Source organism: Aeromicrobium sp. 10G20-16, assembly GCF_055809665.1.
In genome coordinates, this window is the sequence record NZ_CM147919.1 from 936,708 (window position 1) to 953,105 (window position 16,398).

A 16,398-nucleotide genomic window follows, 5' to 3' on the forward strand; every position below is an offset into this window, starting at 1 on the left:
GAACCCTATCCGGCCTAGACGACGATGCTGACCAGCTTCGGCGCGCGCACGATGACCTTGCGGACGGGCCGACCGTCGATGGTGCGCACCACGTTGGGCTCGGCCAGCGCCAGCGCCTCCAGGTCCTCGTCGGAGACGTCGGGGCTGACCTCCAGCTTGCCGCGGACCTTGCCCGCGACCTGCACGACGCAGGTGACCGTGTCGGCGGCCAGGTGCGCCGGATCCGCGACCGGGAACGGCTCCCGTGCCAGGGAGTCGGAGTGTCCCAGCCTCGACCACAGCTCCTCGGCCACGTGTGGTGCGACGGGCGCGAGCATCAGCGCCACGGGCTCGAGCACCGACCGCGAGCGCACCTGCACCTTGGTGAGGTGGTTGGTCAGCTCGATCAGCTTGGCGATGGCGGTGTTGAACCGCAGCGCTGCGTAGTCGGCACGCACGCCGTCGATCGTCTGGTGCAGCTGGTGCAGGGTGTCGGCGTCGGGCTCGGTGTCGTCGGACACCAGCAGGTCGCCGGTCGCCTCGTCGACGAACAGGCGCCACAGTCGCTGCAGGAAGCGCTGCGACCCGACCACGGCCCGGGTCTCCCACGGGCGCGAGGCATCGATCGGCCCCATCGACATCTCGTACACACGGAACGTGTCGGCGCCGTACTCGGCGTACATCTCGTCGGGCGTGACCATGTTCTTGAGGCTCTTGCCGATCTTGCCGAACTCGCGGGTGACCGGCGTGCCGTCGTGGACGAAGGTGCCGTCCTCCTGCTCCACGACCTCCGAGGCCTCGACGTAGCTGCCGCGTGCGTCGGTGTAGGCGGGCGCCTGGATGTAGCCCTGGTTGATCAGGCGGTGGAACGGCTCCTCGCTGGAGACGTGCCCCAGATCGAACATGACCTTGTGCCAGAAGCGGGCGTAGAGCAGGTGCAGCACGGCGTGCTCCACACCGCCCACGTACAGGTCCACTCCCCCGGTGGCGCCGTCCTGCCGGGGGCCCAGCCAGTAGGCCTCGTTCTCCGGGTCGACCAGGCGGTCGGTGTTGTGCGGGTCGGCGTACCTCAGCTCGTACCAGGACGATCCTGCCCAGTTGGGCATCGTGTTGGTCTCACGGCGGTACTGCTGCGGCCCGTCACCGAGGTCCAGCGTGACCGTGACCCAGTCGGTCGCGCGCGCCAGCGGCGGCTCGGGCTCGCTGGTGACGTCACCGGGCTCGAAGGTGCGCGGCGAGTAGTCCGGCACCTCGGGCAGCTCGACCGGCAGCAGCTCGTCGGGCACCGCGTGCGGCTGACCGGCCGCGTCGTAGACGATCGGGAACGGCTCGCCCCAGTAGCGCTGACGGCTGAACAGCCAGTCGCGCAGGCGGTACGTGGTGGTGCCGGCGCCGTGGCCGTGCTCGGCGAGCCAGTCGATGATGGCGGTCGTGGCGTCGGCGACCGACAGGCCGTCGAGCGAGATGGTGTCGTTGGACGAGCCGATGATGGTGCCCTCGCCGGAGTACGCCTCGTCGAGACCCACCTGCTCGGCCAGGGTGGGCACGATCGGCAGACCGTAGGCGGTGGCGAACTCGAAGTCACGCTGGTCGCCGGAGGGCACCGCCATGATCGCGCCGGTGCCGTAGCCCATCAGCACGTAGTCGGCCACGAACACGGGGACGGCCTCGCCGTTGACCGGGTTGATCGCGGTGGCTCCGGTGAAGACGCCGGTCTTCTCGCGGTTCTCCTGGCGCTCGACGTCGGTCTTGGCGGCCGCGGCGGCACGGTAGGCCGCGACCGCAGCTCGCGGATCGTCCTGGCCGTTGGTCCACGTGGACGGGACGTCGATCAGCCACTCCTCGGGCACGATCTGCTCCAGCAGCGGGTGCTCGGGGGCCAGCACCATGTAGGTGGCACCGAACAGCGTGTCGGGCCGGGTCGTGAAGACCTCGATCGACGCTCCGTCGTGACCCGCCACGGGGAACTGCACGTGGGCACCGGCCGAGCGGCCGATCCAGTTGCGCTGCATGATCTTGACCGAGTCGGGCCAGTCGACCCGGTCGAGGTCGTCGATGAGGCGGTCCGCGTAGGCGGTGATGCGCATCTTCCACTGCCGCAGGTTGCGGGTGAACACCGGGAAGTTGCCGCGCTCGCTGCGCCCGTCGGCGGTAACCTCCTCGTTGGCCAGCACGGTGCCCAGGCCCGGGCACCAGTTGACCGGCGAGTCGTCGACGTACGCGAGCCGCTGGCCGTCGATCAGCAACGAGCGCTCGACCGGGCCGAGATCCGCCCAGGTGGCGCCGTCCGGGGCGAGCCGCTCGCCGGACTCGTACTCGGCCCTCAGCTCGGCGATGGGACGGGCCTTCTGCGCGTCGGTGTCGAACCAGGACTCGAAGATCTGCAGGAAGATCCACTGGGTCCAGCGCACGAAGTCCGGGTCGATCGTGGCGAAGCTGCGACGGTCGTCGTGGGCCAGACCCAGGCGACGCAGCTGACGCTTCATCGTGGCGATGTTCGCCAGCGTGTTGGCACGAGGGTGCTCGCCGGTCTGGATGGCGTGCAGCTCGGCGGGCAGCCCGTAGGCGTCGTAGCCCAGCGCGTGCAGCACGTTGTCGCCCAACATGCGGCGATAGCGTCCCACCACGTCGGTGCCGATGTAGCCCAGCGGGTGACCGACGTGCAGGCCCGCACCCGACGGGTACGGGAACATGTCCATGATGAAGAACTTGTCGCCGAGCTCGCCGGGGTCGTCCGCGGCCAGGTCGCCGACTGGGTTCGGCGCGTGGAAGGTGCCCTCGGCCTCCCAGCGGTCCTGCCAGCGCCGCTCGATCTCCTCGGCGAGCGCGGCGGTGTAGCGGAAGGGGGCGTCGCGGTCGGTTCCGGACGTCGTCTCGGGCGTGTTCACCTGCGCGATGTTACTGCTAGGACTCGGCGCAGAAGCCCTCGACCTTCGCGGTCGGACCCGAGACGATCAGCTCGTCGTCGGGGCCGAGCACGGTCTCGGCCCGCGCGTACTCGAAGGCGTGGTTGCCCGCCTTGACCGCCACGATCGTGATGCCGAAGGCCGCCCGCAGCTGGGCGTCCTGCAACGTCTTGCCGTGGGACGAGACCGGGGCACCCGTGCGGGCGATCGCGAAGTCGTCGAACTCGACGAAGTCGGTCATCGAGCCCGCCACCATGTGGGCCACCCGCTTGCCCATCTGTGACTCGGGGCGGATGACGTGGGTGGCGCCGACCCGTTCCAGGATCGCGGCGTGCTTGCCGCTGACGGCCTTCGCCCACACCTCGCCCACACCGAGGTCCAGCAGGCTGAGCACCGTGAGCACGCTGGCCTCGAGATCGGTGCCGATGCCCACGACGGCGACGTCGAACTGCTCGGCACCGATCTGGCGCAAGGCCTCGGTGTCGGTGGAGTTGGCGCACACCACGTGGGTGAAGTCGCTGGCGTAGCGCTGCACGATGTCGGGGCGCTCGTCGACGGCGAGCACCTCGTGGCCCATCGCGGTCAGCGAGCGCGCGACGGCGAAGCCGAAGCGGCCGAGCCCGACGACCAGCACGGAGTCGCGCGACGGCGACTTGCGGCCTCCACGGGTGGCGCCGCGGGAGGACTGTCTGGCAGATGAGGGTGCTGCGTGCTCAGCCAATGATCGGTTGCTCCTCGGGAAGGTGGAAGCGGGGTGTCCGCCGCCGCAGGATGAAGGCGCCTGCCGCCGCAATCGTGCCCACTCGTCCCACGAACATCAAGACGATGATGACCACCTGGGCCGCCGGAGGCAGGCTGCTGGTGATGCCGGTGCTCAGTCCCGCGGTCGCGAAGGCCGACGTGGCCTCGAACAGCGAGGCGTCGAAGTCGAAGTCGGTCAGCAGCATGACGGCGAACGTCGCCCCCATCACCAGCATGACCGCGAGCAGGGCGATGGAGATCGCGGTGCGCACCACGTGGGCGCCGATGGATCGGGCGCCGACGGTGATGTCGGGATCGCCCCGCAGCTCGGCGAGGATCACGTAGGCGAGCAGCAGGAACGTGGTGATCTTGATGCCGCCGGCGGTGCTGGCGCTGCCACCGCCGATGAACATCAAGATGATGCCCATGTTCAGGGTCTCGGGCCGCACGGCTCCCCACTCGAAGCTGTTGAGCCCGCCCGACCGGGGCATGACGCCGCCCTCGATGCCGGTGACGAGCTTGTGGCCGAACGTCTCGTTGCCGAGCGTGGCCGGGTTCGACCACTCGAGTGCGATGAACGCGGCTGCGCCGATCAGCAGCAGGGCCACCGAGCCCCAGACGGTCAGCCGGGTGTGGATCGTCCACTTGCTGGGGGTGCGCCAGCCCTGGAACAGCTCGGCGAGCACGGGGAAGCCCACCGCGCCGATGAACACCGCCGCCGACACCGGCAGCAGCACCAGGCCGTCGCCGGCGTAGGTGGTGAGGCTGTCGGGATTGAGCGAGAAGCCCGCGTTGTTGAACGACATGACCGCGTCGAACACCCCGTGCCACAGCGACGTGCCCCACGTGTCGTAGTACGCGCCGCGGTACCGGAAGGTGAGCACGACGGCGGTGACGGCCTGGAAGAAGACCATGGTCACCGCGACGCGGCGGAACAGGGGCCGCACCTCGCCGATGTTGACCACGTGCATGTCGGCCTGTGCGACCAGACGGGTGCGGATGCCCAGACGCCCGCCGATGAACAGGCCGAGCACGGTGGCGAGCGCGACGATGCCCAGTCCCCCGATCTCGACCAGGATCAGGATGACCACCTGACCGGCCGGCGACCAGTAGGTGCCGGTGTCCACGGTGGACAGACCGGTGACGGTGACCGCCGACGACGAGGTGAACAACGCCGGCATGAACCCGAAGCCCTCGCCACCGGAGCGCGTGAACGGCAGCAGCAGCACCAGGGTGCCGAGGACGATCAGCGCGAAGAACGTGAGCGGGAGGAGCCGGACCGGGTGCGCGATGGCTGCGGGGATTCGCAGCCGCGGGGGGCCGGGCATGCGGCGACGTTACCGCAGGGAACCGAGGTCGCCACGGTAGATTCGTCGCCATGCCGTCGCCGACCCGAGCCCTCCGGTCCGTGATCGGACGGCTCGGCCGCAGCGACGAGGCACTCGGGCTGCTCGTGGTCCTGGGCGGCATCGCCGGCGCTCTGGCACTGGCCTGGGCCGGGCTGGAGATCGGCGCGCTCGTCCTGGTCGTCGGGTCGATCCTCGCCGAGCTCGTCTTCGAACCACGGTCGCCCCAGGCCGCCCTGGCCCTGCGCCAGGCGTCGGTCGGCACGGCCATGCGCTGGATCCTGCGAGTCGTGGTGGTGCTCGTCGCGGCCGACCACGTCGACGGAGCCTCCGCTGCCCGCACCTTCGCCGTCGTCGCCTTCGTGCTGACCGTCGTGCTGTGCGGTCGTGCGCTCCACGCCGAGTACCGCCGGGTCGGACCGCTGCGGCCCATGCGCACCCGCAACATCGCCGGAAATCCCCACATCGACGAGGGCCCGTCCGGCCGGTACGGCACCGTCGTGACGGCACAGCTGCTCACGATCGTGCCTGTCGTGCTGCACGCACCGTGGTGGCTGGTGCTGGCGCTCGGCCTGGCCGGCTCGCTGCTCCTCGCAGCACGCACCCTGCGGTCGGTTCGTCGATCGTTGGCGATGCGGCAGGCCAAGCGCGCCACCGGGTTCACCGGTCCCCTGCGCGCCGTGCAGGACTTCCTCGACGAGTACCAGCCGGAGGTGCTCGTGCACCTCAGCGGACCCGAGACCGCCGGCTACCAGATCAACACCTGGCTGGAGAGCCTCGAGCACCTCGACCGGCGGGTGTTCATCGTGCTGCGCGACAGTCCGCTGTTCGGCCGGCTCGCCTCCACCACGATCCCGACGCTGGAGCTGCAGAACGCCGGCGAGCTGCTCATGCTCGACTTCTCGTCGGCACGGGTGGCGCTGTTCCCGTCGAACACCGGCAACAACATCCATCTGCTGCGCCTGCCCAACATCATGAGCGCGTTCATCGGCCACGGAGACAGCGACAAGAGCGCGTCGAACAACCCGTTCTCCCGCGCCTACGACGAGCTGTGGGTCGCCGGCGAGGCAGGCGCCGACCGGTACCGGCGATCTGGTCTCGGCATCCACGACGACCAGTACCGCTACGTCGGCCGACCCCAGGTGCACGCGATCGGCCGCGTCCCGGTGCTCGGCGAGGACCCCGTGCCCACGGTGCTCTACGCACCCACGTGGGAGGGGGTCAACCTCGAGCAGGAGTACTCGTCGGTCTCGGCGGTGGGCGAGCAGATCGTGGCCGGACTGCTCGCGGCCGATCCACCCGTGCGGGTGGTGTTCAAGGCGCACCCGTTCACCGGCCAGCGCGACGCCAAGTACCGCGCGGTGCTGGCCCGCATCGCCGCGCTGATCGACGATGCCGCGACCCGCACCGGGATCGACCACCGCGTGGTCAAGGGCGGGGCCATCAACGAGTGGTTCAACCGCTCGACCGCGCTGGTCACCGACGTGTCGAGCGTCGTCAGCGACTTCCTGGCCTCGGAGAAGCCGTACGCCGTGTTCAACCACACCGACCTCGACGACCACGCCTTCCAGACCGAGTTCCCCTCGACCGGCGCGGCGACCATCGTCGGTCGCGACGGACACGGCATCGAGCAGTTCCGCGCCATCGTCACCGGCGCCGCGCCCGACACCCTCGCCGCAGAGCGCGCCGAGCTGGCCACCTACCTGCTGGGACCACCCGAGCAGCGCACGCTCGAGGCCTTCGCCGCCGGCATCGAAGGCCTCCTGGCCCGGTCCGAGGCGGAGCGCCGCCAGTACCGCGACGGCACCTCCACCGCCGAGGTCATGGTCACCGAGGACTGAACCCGCATCCGGGCCGATAGGGTGTCGGGGTGAGTCCGACAGCCCCCCGGGTCGCCATCGCGATCGTGACCTTCAACCGGTCGGGCTTCCTCGCCGAGCTGCTCGCCAGTGCCGCCGCGATGGACACCGCACCCTTCCGCATCGTCGTCGTCGACAACGCCAGCACCGACGACACGCAGGAGGTCATCGAGCGCGCTCGCGACGGCTTCGCCGACGGCGTCCTGGTCAACCATCGCCTCGACACCAACACCGGTGGGTCGGGCGGCTTCAGCGAGGGCACCAAGGTCGCCCTCGAGCTCGGTGCCGACTGGGTCTGGTTGATGGACGACGACGTCGAGATCCTGCCCGACGCCCTCGAGCAGTTCGCTCCGTGGATGGAGCGGTTCCAGGTCATCCACGGTCGCCGCTACGACTTCGACGGCACCCCGTTCTACTGGCAGGCCAGGTTCAACCAGTTCCTCGGAGTCCCGCTCCCCTACTCGGTCAACAACGGCTTCGGCGCCGACGGATACGCGGTGACCAACTCCGGCACCTTCGAGGGGATGCTCATCCACGGCGACATCGTGCGCCGCATCGGACTGCCCGATCCGCGCTTCTTCATCTCCTGGGACGACGCGGCGTACGCGTGGCTGGCCGCCCAGCACACCGAGGTCGTGTACGTCAACGCGTTCGTGCTGAAGCGCAAGCGCGAGCAGAAGCAGGTCAACCTGGGCGTTCGCCACCTCAACGACGGCAGCCCGCTGTTCCGCTTCCACGTCATCCGCAACCGCGCCTACGTGGGCCAGTACTTTCGCGAGTACGGCAAGCTCAACCGCCTCGGCTTCGGCCTCGGAACCGCGTTGACGCTCGCCAAGGAGGTCTTCCGACTCGTCGTCGTGCAGCACACCCTCAAGGGCATCGGCGACCTCGTCCGCGGCTTCCGCGCCAACCGGGCCCTCTGGCGCGACACGAGCTGGAAGCCCATGGATCCGGCTGACGTGCCCGCTGCCCTTCCGCCCTCTGCCACTCCGGGCTCACATGAGTGACGTCGACCTGCTGATCGTCGGGTCGGGCTTCTACGGCCTGACCATCGCCGATCGCGCAGCACGCGAGCTCGGCCTGCGGGTGCAGGTGATCGATCGCCGCGACCACATCGGGGGCAACGCGTACAGCTCGCCCGATCCCGAGACCGGCATCGAGGTGCACCGCTACGGCGCGCACCTGTTCCACACCTCCAACGAGCGCGTGTGGGAGTACGTGAACCGCTTCACCGCGTTCACCGGCTACCAGCACCACGTCTACTCCACGTATCGCGGCGAGGTCTTCCCGCTGCCGATCAATCTCGGCACCATCAACCAGTTCACCCGCTCGGCGTTCACCCCCGACCAGGCGCGCGCCTGGGTCGCCGAGCAGGCCGGTTCGTTCAGCGGAGAGCCGCAGAACCTGGAGGAGAAGGGCATCTCGTTGATCGGGCGACCGCTCTACGAGGCGTTCATCGCCGGGTACACCGCCAAGCAGTGGCAGACCGATCCGCGCGACCTCGGCGCCGACATCATCAGCCGCCTCCCGGTGCGCTACACCTACGACAACCGCTACTTCTCCGACACCCACGAGGGCCTGCCCGTCGACGGCTACACCGCGTGGATCGAGCGGATGGCCGACGATCCGCGCATCACGGTCACGCTCGACACCGACTTCTTCGACGCGTCGCAGCCGTTCCACAAGGACGCCGTGGTGGGCCACCTCCCGGTCGTCTACACCGGGCCCGTCGACCGCTACTTCGACTTCGCCCACGGCGACCTGTCCTGGCGCACGCTCGACTTCGAGACCGAGGTGCTGCCGGTCGGCGACTTCCAGGGCACGCCGGTCATGAACTACGCCGACCCCGAGGTGCCCTACACCCGCATCCACGAGTTCCGGCACTTCCACCCCGAGCGGTCCTACCCCGACGACCAGACCGTCGTGATGCGCGAGTTCAGCCGGTTCGCCGACAACGCGGCCGCCGACGAGCCCTACTACCCGGTCAACACGCCCCAGGACCGCGAGCGACTCCTGGCGTACCGCGAGCTGGCCAAGGCCGAGTCCGGGGTGCACTTCGGCGGACGACTCGGCACCTATCAGTACCTCGACATGCACATGGCGATCGGATCGGCGCTGAGCATGTACGACAACACGCTGCAGCCGCTGCTCTCCGGGCGATCGTGATGGCTGCGCGGGTCGGGGTGGTGCGCCGCCTGCAGCTGTGGGCGATCGCTCGCCTGCGACGGTCGCGCTTCCTGCCCGCCGGCATGCCGGACAAGCTCACGGACGAGCGGCGCCTCGGGAGGCCGTTCGAGCAGCAGGTGATGGTGTACTTCCCCACCACCCTGGACAGCCTCTACCAGTTTCGCCCCTGGATCCCTGCCCTGCGCGCTCTCGACGCCCAGCACCCGGTCGTGTGCGTGTTCAAGGACTCCCGCACCGCCCGCGTGGTGCGCGACGAGTCCGGCCTGGACTGCCTGACGCTCGCCCGCTACGGCCAGCTCGACGAGATCCTGTCGCTGAGCCTGCACGCCGGAGGTGGCGTCAAGCTGGCCCTGTACATCAACCACGATCCGATCAACTTCGAGAGCCTGCGCTTCACCTCGATGGTGCACGTCTACCTGGGTCACGGCGACAGCGACAAGGGCGTCTCCGCCTCCAACCAGGTCAAGGCGTACGACCTGTGCTTCCTGGCCGGCCAGGCGGCGCTGGACCGCACGGCGGCGGCGACCATGCTCTACGACGCGCCGGCGCGCAGCGTGCTGATCGGCCAGCCGCAGCTGGATGCCCTCCGGGTGCCGGGCTCGCCTGCTCCCGACGGTCGACGCACCGTGCTCTACGCCCCCACCTGGGAGGCGTCGCAGCCGTCGGTGTCGTACGGGTCGGTCGAGAGCCAGGGCGAGCGCATCGTGGCCGCGCTGGCCGACACCCACCGGGTGATCTACCGTCCGCACCCGCTCAACGGCGTGATCCGCCCGTCGTACGGTGCGGCCGACGCCCGGGTGCGCGCGCTCGCCCACCGCGTCGACACCGACGTGTCGCTGGAGCAGTCGTTCGCCGACGCCGACCTGCTGATCACCGACGTCTCGGCGGTCACCCTGAACTGGCTGCCCAGCGGGAAGCCGCTGCTGGTCACCGAGCCGACCAGTCCGCTGCCACCGAGCCGCCTCATGCAGACCGTCCCGTTGCTGCGGACCGACGACGACGTCGCCGCCGTGGTGGCCGAGCACCTCGAGAATGACCCTGCGGCGGCCGCTCGGGCGGACCTGGTCGAGCACTACCTCGGTGATCCCAGTCCCGGCGTCGCCACGGCACGGTTCATCGCTGCCTGCGAGGACGCCATGGCGCTGCGCGATCGCGAGTGGGCTGCCGCTCGCTCCCGCGGCGCCACCGGTCCCTGACCGGGTTGCGGATGCCCACGCCCCCCGTAGCGTGGAGAGCAGGTCCACCGATGGGCCTCAACCAGAGGAGTGAACCATGGGTATTTTCGACAAGGCCAAGAACAGCGCCGAGAAGCTCGCCGGACAGGCCAAGGAGGCCGTGGGCGACCACACCGGTGACGACGAGCTGAAGGCCGAGGGTCAGAAGGACCAGGCCAAGGGCAGCATCAAGAACGTCGGCGAAGACGTCAAGGACGCCGCCTCGGACATCAAGAAGGATCTCTCCTAGGACCCAGCTGCCGTCGCCGCGAGGCGACCTCGGCACCGACGCCCCCGAAGCCATACGCTGGCCGCGGGGGCGTCGTCGTCTCCCGCCACTCTCGACCAGGAGCTACTCGTGTCACAGCGCACACCGTCCTCATCCGAGCCGGAACCGACCGGCTCCGACGTCCCCACGGCCACCGACGGCGCGGCCGAGCCGAATCCGAACAAGCCCGAGCACACCAAGCCGGAACAGAAGGCGCCCGAACAGAGGGCGCCGGGCATGACCAGCTCGGGCAAGGTCAAGCGCACCCGCGTCAGCGGGGCCTGGATCGGGGCGGTCGTCGCGGCCGTCCTCGCGGTCTTCCTGCTGATCTTCATCGCGCAGAACGCCGAGGACGTGACGATCAAGTTCCTCGGCTGGGAGGGTCAGCTGCCGCTGGCCGTGGCGATGCTCGCCGCGTCGGTCGTCTCGGTGCTGATCGTCGCCGTCCCCGGCTCCCTGCGCATCTTCCAGCTCCGCCGCGCCCTCAAGAAGCACTGAGTCCTTCCGTTCCCGCTGAGTGTCACGTTTTGACAGGAATTTCAGCCGAAAACCTGTCGAAAGGTGTCACTCAGCGGGGACTTCAGCCCCCGAACGTGGCGATGTCGATGACGAAGCGGTAGCGGACGTCGCTGGCGACGACGCGCTCGTAGGCGGCATCGACGTCGTCGACCCCGATGGTCTCGATCTCGGCGCCGAGGCCGTGTTCGGCACAGAAGTCGAGCATCTCCTGAGTCTCGCGGATGCCGCCGATCTTGGACCCGGCCATGGATCGGCGCATGCCGGCCAGCGAGAACGCGTGGAAGCTGTCGGGGCCGTCGGGGATGCCCACGTTGACCATGGTGCCGTCCAACGCGAGCAGAGACAGGTAGCGGTCGACCGGCAGGTTGGCCGCCACCGTGTTGATGATCAGGTCGAAGCTGCCACGCAGGTCCTTGAAGGTCTGCTTGTCACTGGTGGCGAAGTAGTGGTCGGCGCCGAGACGCTTGCCGTCGTCGGCCTTCGACAAGGTCTGGCTGAGCACCGTGACCTCGGCACCCATGGCATGGGCGATCTTGACACCCATGTGGCCGAGGCCGCCCATGCCGACGATCGCGACGCGCTTTCCGGGGCCGGCGTTCCAGTGGTTGAGCGGGCTGAACACGGTGATGCCGGCGCACAGCAGAGGCGCTGCCTCGTCGAGCTCGATGCCGTCGGGGATGCGCAGCACGTAGTTCTCGTCCACCACGATCTGGGTGCTGTAGCCGCCGAACGTCGGCTCGCCGTCGTACTCCTTGCCGTTGTACGTGACGACCTCGCCCTTGAGGCAGTACTGCTCCTCGCCGGCCCGGCAGTTGTCGCACTCGCGACACGAGTCGACGAAGCAGCCGACACCGACGCGGTCGCCGACGGCGTACGAGGTGACGTCCGATCCGACGGCGCTGACGACGCCCGCGATCTCGTGGCCCGGGACCATCGGGAACAGGCCCCGGCCCCAGTCCTCGCGCACCTGATGGATGTCGGAGTGGCAGATGCCCGCGAAGGCGATGTCGATGACGACGTCGTGCGGACGGGGATCGCGCCGTTCGACGGTGCTGCGTTCGAACGGGGCGTTGGCGGTGGGGGCGACGAGAGCGTCGACGGTAGGCATGGGGCCTACGCTACCGACAGGTCACGAGCCCCCGCCGATGGCCGCCGGGCCGTCCTCGCGACGGATGTCGATGACGTGACCGGTCTGCTGCGACAGCAGCACGTCGAGCGACTGGCGCGCCACCTCCATCGAGCTCAGCAAGGTGCCCTCGGGCTCCTCGCCGAACGCCTTGGTGCGCATCGGCGTCCCCGTGCGCTCGGGGTTGACGCAGTTGACCCGCACCTCGCCGGCCCACTCGTCGGCCAACGCCTGGGTGAGGTTGACGACCGCCGCCTTGGCCGAGGAGTACAGCGAGTACCCACCGCGACCGCGGGTGTACGACGACGACGTGAACAGCAGCAGCGAGCCCCCCGAGGTCGCGAGGTGGGAGTAGAACTCCTGGGCGATGAAGATCGGGGCGAGGTAGTTGACCTCGGTGGCGGCGAAGATGGTCTCCTCCGAGGTGTCCGCGAGGTCCTCGATGACGAGCACTCCGGCGGTGTTGACGACGAAGTCGATCGAGGACGACTCCTCGAGCACCCGCTCGGCGGCCGCCGTGATGTCCTCGCGGCGGTCGACGTGGGTGTTGGTCGAGGAGCGCGAGAAGGTGTGGACCGTGGCACCGAAGCCACGGGCGAGCTCGGCGATGTCTCCCCCGATGCCGTACGAGCCGCCGAACACCACCATCGTCTTGCCGGTGAGCATCTCGCGGTACTGCTCGTCCGTGAGCGCCTGGGGCGTGTCGGCCGAGTGCAGCTGGAAGAGCTTGTCGGCGATGTAGACGTCGATCGGCTCGGTGACCTTCATGTTGCGCTCGTGGCCGTTGACCACGGCGATCGGGACGTCCGGCAGGTAGCGCAGCACCACGGTGCAGTCGTCGGTGGCGGTGAACGCCGGATCCTGCCACGCCAGCTCGTAGGCGCGCCGGATGACCGAGAGGCGGAAGGCCTGCGGCGTCTGGCCGCGGCGCAGCAGGTGACGCTGCAGGACGTCCTCGATGACCTCCATGCCGTCGGCGGCCGTCTCGGGCTCGACCTGCACGATCGTGTCGGCCGAGGGGATCGCCGTGTCGACGGCCTCGTGCGTGGCCAGAGCGGCCACGACGTCGCTGATGATGGTCTGCGACACCAGCGGCCGGACCGCGTCGTGGAACAGCACGTTGACCTCGTCGGTGCCCAGCGCCTCCAGCGCGCGACTGGTGGACTCGTTGCGGGTCTCGCCGCCCTCGACGATCTGGCTGACCTTGTCGTAGCCGCCGTTCTGGACGATGGCGCGCACGGGGTCGAGGTGACCGGGCGCCATGAGGATGACGATCTCGTCGATGACCGGCGAGGCCTCGAACGCGGCGATGGTGTGCTCGATGATCGTCTTGCCGGCGATCTTGATCAGCTGCTTGGGGATCGACAGACCCACCCGGGTGCCGGTGCCACCGGCCAGGATCACACCGACGTTGCGCAGTTCAGTCACCCGGCGAGGTTACCGGTTCTGGGCCTTCCACTGCCGGAAGCCCTCCTCGGTGGCGCCGCGACGCCAGTACGCCGACACCGACAGGTCCCCGCGGTCCACCTCGCGGTCGTTGCGCACGTACGGGCGCACCGACTTCAGCAGCGCCGACTCGCCGTGGACGAACGCCTGGGCGCGGCCGGGCCACCAGTCCCACGCGCGGACGGCGTCGTCGAGCAGCGTGGTGCTCCCGGCGGCGGCTCCGTCGCGGTGCAGCCAGTGGACCTCGACGTCGGCCGTCGTCTCCCACGTCACCTCGTCGTCGGGGCCGTCGACCTCGACGAAGGCCACGGCCCGCGCACCGGCTGGCAGCGCCTCGATGGAGGCCGAGATGGCAGGCAGTGCCGCCTCGTCGCCCACGAACAGGTGCCAGTCGGCGTCCGGGTCCGGCGCGTAGGCGCCGCCGGGACCCCGCAGGTGCATCGCGTCACCGGGGGTCGCCCTGGCCGCCCAGGGCCCCGCGATGCCCTCGTCGCCGTGGACCACGAAGTCGATGGCGAGCTCGCGCGCGACCTGGTCGACCCACCGAACGGTGTACGTGCGCAGCACCGGGGCGGCCTCGGGCGGGAGCTGCTCGCGGACGACGTCGAGGTCCAGCGGCGAGGGGTACTCGAAGCCCTCGCGGAGGAAGACCAGCTTCACGTAGGTGTCGGTCAACCGCCCCTCGCCCAGCGCGAGGTGGCGCTCCAGGTAGGTGTCGAAGCCGGCGCCGCCGAACACGATGCGCCGCATCGACGGCCCGATCTGCTCGGCACGGAGAACGGTCAGCAGGGCAGGTCGCGTCTTGCTCACGATCCCCAGTGTGGCCGGGCTAGCCTGAACGGGTGAACCCAGGCCTCGACATCTCCCAGTTCGATCCACAGATCCGTGCGCAGGACGACCTCTTCCGGCACGTCAACGGCCCCTGGCTGGCCAGCACCGAGATCAAGCCCGACCGCGCGACCGCGGGCTCGTTCGTCGAGCTGGTCGACGAGGCCGAGGAGACCGTGCGGCGGATCATCGAGACCGCTGCCGCCGATCCCGGTGCCGACCCGGACGCGCAGCGCATCGGCGACCTCTACGCCAGCTTCATGGACGAGGACCGCATCGAGGCGCTGGGGGCGGAGCCGCTGGCCGACGACCTGGCCGCGGTCGACGCCGTCGACGACGTCGCGTCGCTGGTGCGCCTGCTGGGCACCCTGGACCGTCAGGGCACCGGCGGACTGTTCGGCCTCTACATCGCACCCGACCGCGGCCAGCCGGACCGTTACGTCACCCACGTGGTGCAGAGCGGCATCGGCCTGCCCGACGAGTCGTACTACCGCGAGGACCAGTTCGAGCCGGTCCGGCAGGCCTACGTCGAGCACCTCCGCACGATGCTCGACCTGGCCGGACTCGACGACGCCGCGGTGCGGGCCGAGCGGATCGTGGCGCTGGAGACGCAGATCGCGTCGTACCACTGGGACCGTGTGGCGTGCCGCGACGCCCAGAAGACCTACAACCTGCTCACCCTCGACGCGGTGCAGCAGCTCACCCCGGCGTTCGACTGGACTGCCTGGGCCACCGCCGGCGAGGTCCCTGATCCGGTCCTGGCCGAGCTGGTCGTCTCGCAGCCGTCGTTCCTCGAGGGCGTGCAGAACCTGCTCACCGCCGACCTGCTCGAGTCGTGGCAGGACTGGCTGCGCTGGAAGATCGTGCACGCCGCCTCTCCGTACCTGTCCTCGGGCTTCGTGGCCGCGAACTTCGAGTTCTACGGACGCACCCTGTCGGGCACCGACGAGATGCGCCCGCGCTGGAAGCGAGGCGTCAGCTTCGTCGAGGGCGCCGTCGGCGAGGCCGTCGGCAAGATCTACGTCGCCACCGAGTTCCCGCCGGCCGCCCGCGAGCGGATGACCGTGCTGATCGAGAACCTGCTGGCGGCCTACCGCGACAGCATCGCCGGCCTGTCGTGGATGAGCGACGAGACCAAGCAGCGTGCCTACGACAAGCTCGACGCCTTCACCCCCAAGATCGGCCATCCGGACGAGTTCAAGGACTACTCGGCGCTCGAGACCGACCCCACCGACCTGATCGGCAACGTGCGTCGCAGCATCGCGGTCGAGACCGATCGCGAGCTGGCCAAGATCGGCTCGCCGATCGACCGCGACGAGTGGTACATGACGCCGCAGACGGTCAACGCGTACTACAACCCCACGATGAACGAGATCGTGTTCCCGGCCGCCATCTTGCAGCCCCCGTTCTTCCACGCCGACGCCGACGACGCCGTGAACTACGGGGCGATCGGCGCGGTGATCGGCCACGAGATCGGCCACGGCTTCGACGACCAGGGGTCGCAGTACGACGGCTCGGGCGCCCTGCAGAACTGGTGGACCGACGAGGACCGCGCGTCGTTCGAGAAGCTCACGGGTGCACTGGTGTCGCAGTACGACACCCTCTCCCCCGACGGCGCCGACGGTCAGACCGTCAACGGGTCGTTGACCATCGGCGAGAACATCGGCGACCTCGGTGGCCTGGGCATCGCCTACAAGGCGTTCCGACTCAGCCAGCCGTCGGACGAACCGATCGACGGGCTGACCCCCGACCAGCGCTTCTTCCTGTCGTGGGGGCAGACGTGGCAGGGCAAGGTGCGACCGGCCGAGACGGTGCGCCGACTCACGGTCGACCCGCACTCGCCGCCGGAGTTCCGCTGCAACCAGGTGGTGCGCAACATCGACGCCTTCTACGCCGCGTTCGACGTCACGGAGGACGACGCCCTCTGGCTCGCGCCGGAGGACCGCGTCACCATCTGGTGACCTGTCGTTCGCCTCGCT

At 69.4% G+C, this 16,398-nt stretch carries 13 protein-coding genes; 7 read left to right on the forward strand and 6 right to left on the reverse strand.

The window, feature by feature from the left end; translation table 11 throughout:
* Positions 1–14: 14 nt before the first annotated feature.
* From leuS to AC0L5F_RS04725, 3 genes are read right to left on the reverse strand one after another with little or no spacing between them, the layout of a single operon-like run.
* On the reverse strand, positions 15–2,867 hold the full coding sequence (leuS, locus tag AC0L5F_RS04715) for a leucine--tRNA ligase (protein ID WP_473315480.1): 2,853 nt from the start codon (positions 2,865–2,867) through the stop codon (positions 15–17).
* Positions 2,868–2,883: 16 nt separating this feature from the next.
* Positions 2,884–3,606: a potassium channel family protein gene (locus tag AC0L5F_RS04720; protein WP_473315481.1), complete on the reverse strand. Its 723-nt coding sequence runs from the start codon at positions 3,604–3,606 to the stop codon at positions 2,884–2,886.
* The gene (locus tag AC0L5F_RS04725; RefSeq protein WP_473315482.1) at positions 3,599–4,954 is read right to left on the reverse strand and encodes a TrkH family potassium uptake protein; all 1,356 of its coding nucleotides are present in this window, start codon (positions 4,952–4,954) and stop codon (positions 3,599–3,601) included. Before AC0L5F_RS04725 ends, AC0L5F_RS04720 begins: the two co-directional genes overlap by 8 nt.
* A 50-nt stretch (positions 4,955–5,004) precedes the next feature.
* On the opposite strand from AC0L5F_RS04725, the gene AC0L5F_RS04730 reads away from it, so the two are divergent.
* The 6 genes from AC0L5F_RS04730 (at position 5,005) to AC0L5F_RS04755 (ending at position 10,998) form a co-directional block, all read left to right on the forward strand.
* Positions 5,005–6,813: a CDP-glycerol glycerophosphotransferase family protein gene (locus AC0L5F_RS04730; RefSeq protein ID WP_473315483.1), complete on the forward strand. Its 1,809-nt coding sequence runs from the start codon at positions 5,005–5,007 to the stop codon at positions 6,811–6,813.
* 29 nt (positions 6,814–6,842) lie between these two features.
* Positions 6,843–7,838, forward strand: coding sequence for a glycosyltransferase (locus AC0L5F_RS04735; protein ID WP_473315484.1), 996 nt, complete (start codon positions 6,843–6,845; stop codon positions 7,836–7,838).
* Positions 7,831–8,997 carry a UDP-galactopyranose mutase gene (glf, locus tag AC0L5F_RS04740; protein WP_473315485.1) on the forward strand — a complete coding sequence of 389 codons (1,167 nt, stop codon included), beginning with the start codon at positions 7,831–7,833 and terminating at the stop codon, positions 8,995–8,997. The genes AC0L5F_RS04735 and glf overlap by 8 nt, the downstream gene beginning before the upstream one ends.
* Positions 8,997–10,214: a CDP-glycerol glycerophosphotransferase family protein gene (locus AC0L5F_RS04745; RefSeq protein ID WP_473315486.1), complete on the forward strand. Its 1,218-nt coding sequence runs from the start codon at positions 8,997–8,999 to the stop codon at positions 10,212–10,214. Before glf ends, AC0L5F_RS04745 begins: the two co-directional genes overlap by 1 nt.
* Before the next feature lie 76 nt (positions 10,215–10,290).
* A complete protein-coding gene (locus AC0L5F_RS04750; RefSeq protein ID WP_473315487.1) occupies positions 10,291–10,482 on the forward strand; it encodes a CsbD family protein in 192 nt (63 codons plus the stop codon).
* A gap of 108 nt (positions 10,483–10,590) precedes the next feature.
* The gene (locus AC0L5F_RS04755) at positions 10,591–10,998 is read left to right on the forward strand and encodes a LapA family protein (RefSeq protein WP_473315488.1); all 408 of its coding nucleotides are present in this window, start codon (positions 10,591–10,593) and stop codon (positions 10,996–10,998) included.
* A gap of 82 nt (positions 10,999–11,080) precedes the next feature.
* On the opposite strand, the gene AC0L5F_RS04760 is transcribed toward AC0L5F_RS04755, so the two are convergent.
* Genes AC0L5F_RS04760 through AC0L5F_RS04770 form a run of 3 tightly spaced genes read right to left on the reverse strand, consistent with a single transcriptional unit; the run spans position 11,081 to position 14,401 of the window.
* Positions 11,081–12,127 carry an NAD(P)-dependent alcohol dehydrogenase gene (locus tag AC0L5F_RS04760; RefSeq protein WP_473315489.1) on the reverse strand — a complete coding sequence of 349 codons (1,047 nt, stop codon included), beginning with the start codon at positions 12,125–12,127 and terminating at the stop codon, positions 11,081–11,083.
* A 21-nt stretch (positions 12,128–12,148) separates the two neighbouring features.
* Positions 12,149–13,573 (reverse strand): SDR family NAD(P)-dependent oxidoreductase, encoded by a 1,425-nt coding sequence (locus AC0L5F_RS04765; protein ID WP_473315490.1) that lies wholly within the window; start codon positions 13,571–13,573, stop codon positions 12,149–12,151.
* Positions 13,574–13,582: 9 nt separating this feature from the next.
* Complete coding sequence (locus AC0L5F_RS04770) at positions 13,583–14,401, reverse strand: siderophore-interacting protein (RefSeq protein ID WP_473315491.1); 819 nt, start codon at positions 14,399–14,401, stop codon at positions 13,583–13,585.
* 32 nt (positions 14,402–14,433) lie between these two features.
* Between AC0L5F_RS04770 and AC0L5F_RS04775 the strand changes: the two genes are divergently transcribed.
* Positions 14,434–16,380, forward strand: coding sequence for a M13 family metallopeptidase (locus AC0L5F_RS04775; RefSeq protein WP_473315492.1), 1,947 nt, complete (start codon positions 14,434–14,436; stop codon positions 16,378–16,380).
* Positions 16,381–16,398: the final 18 nt, after the last annotated feature.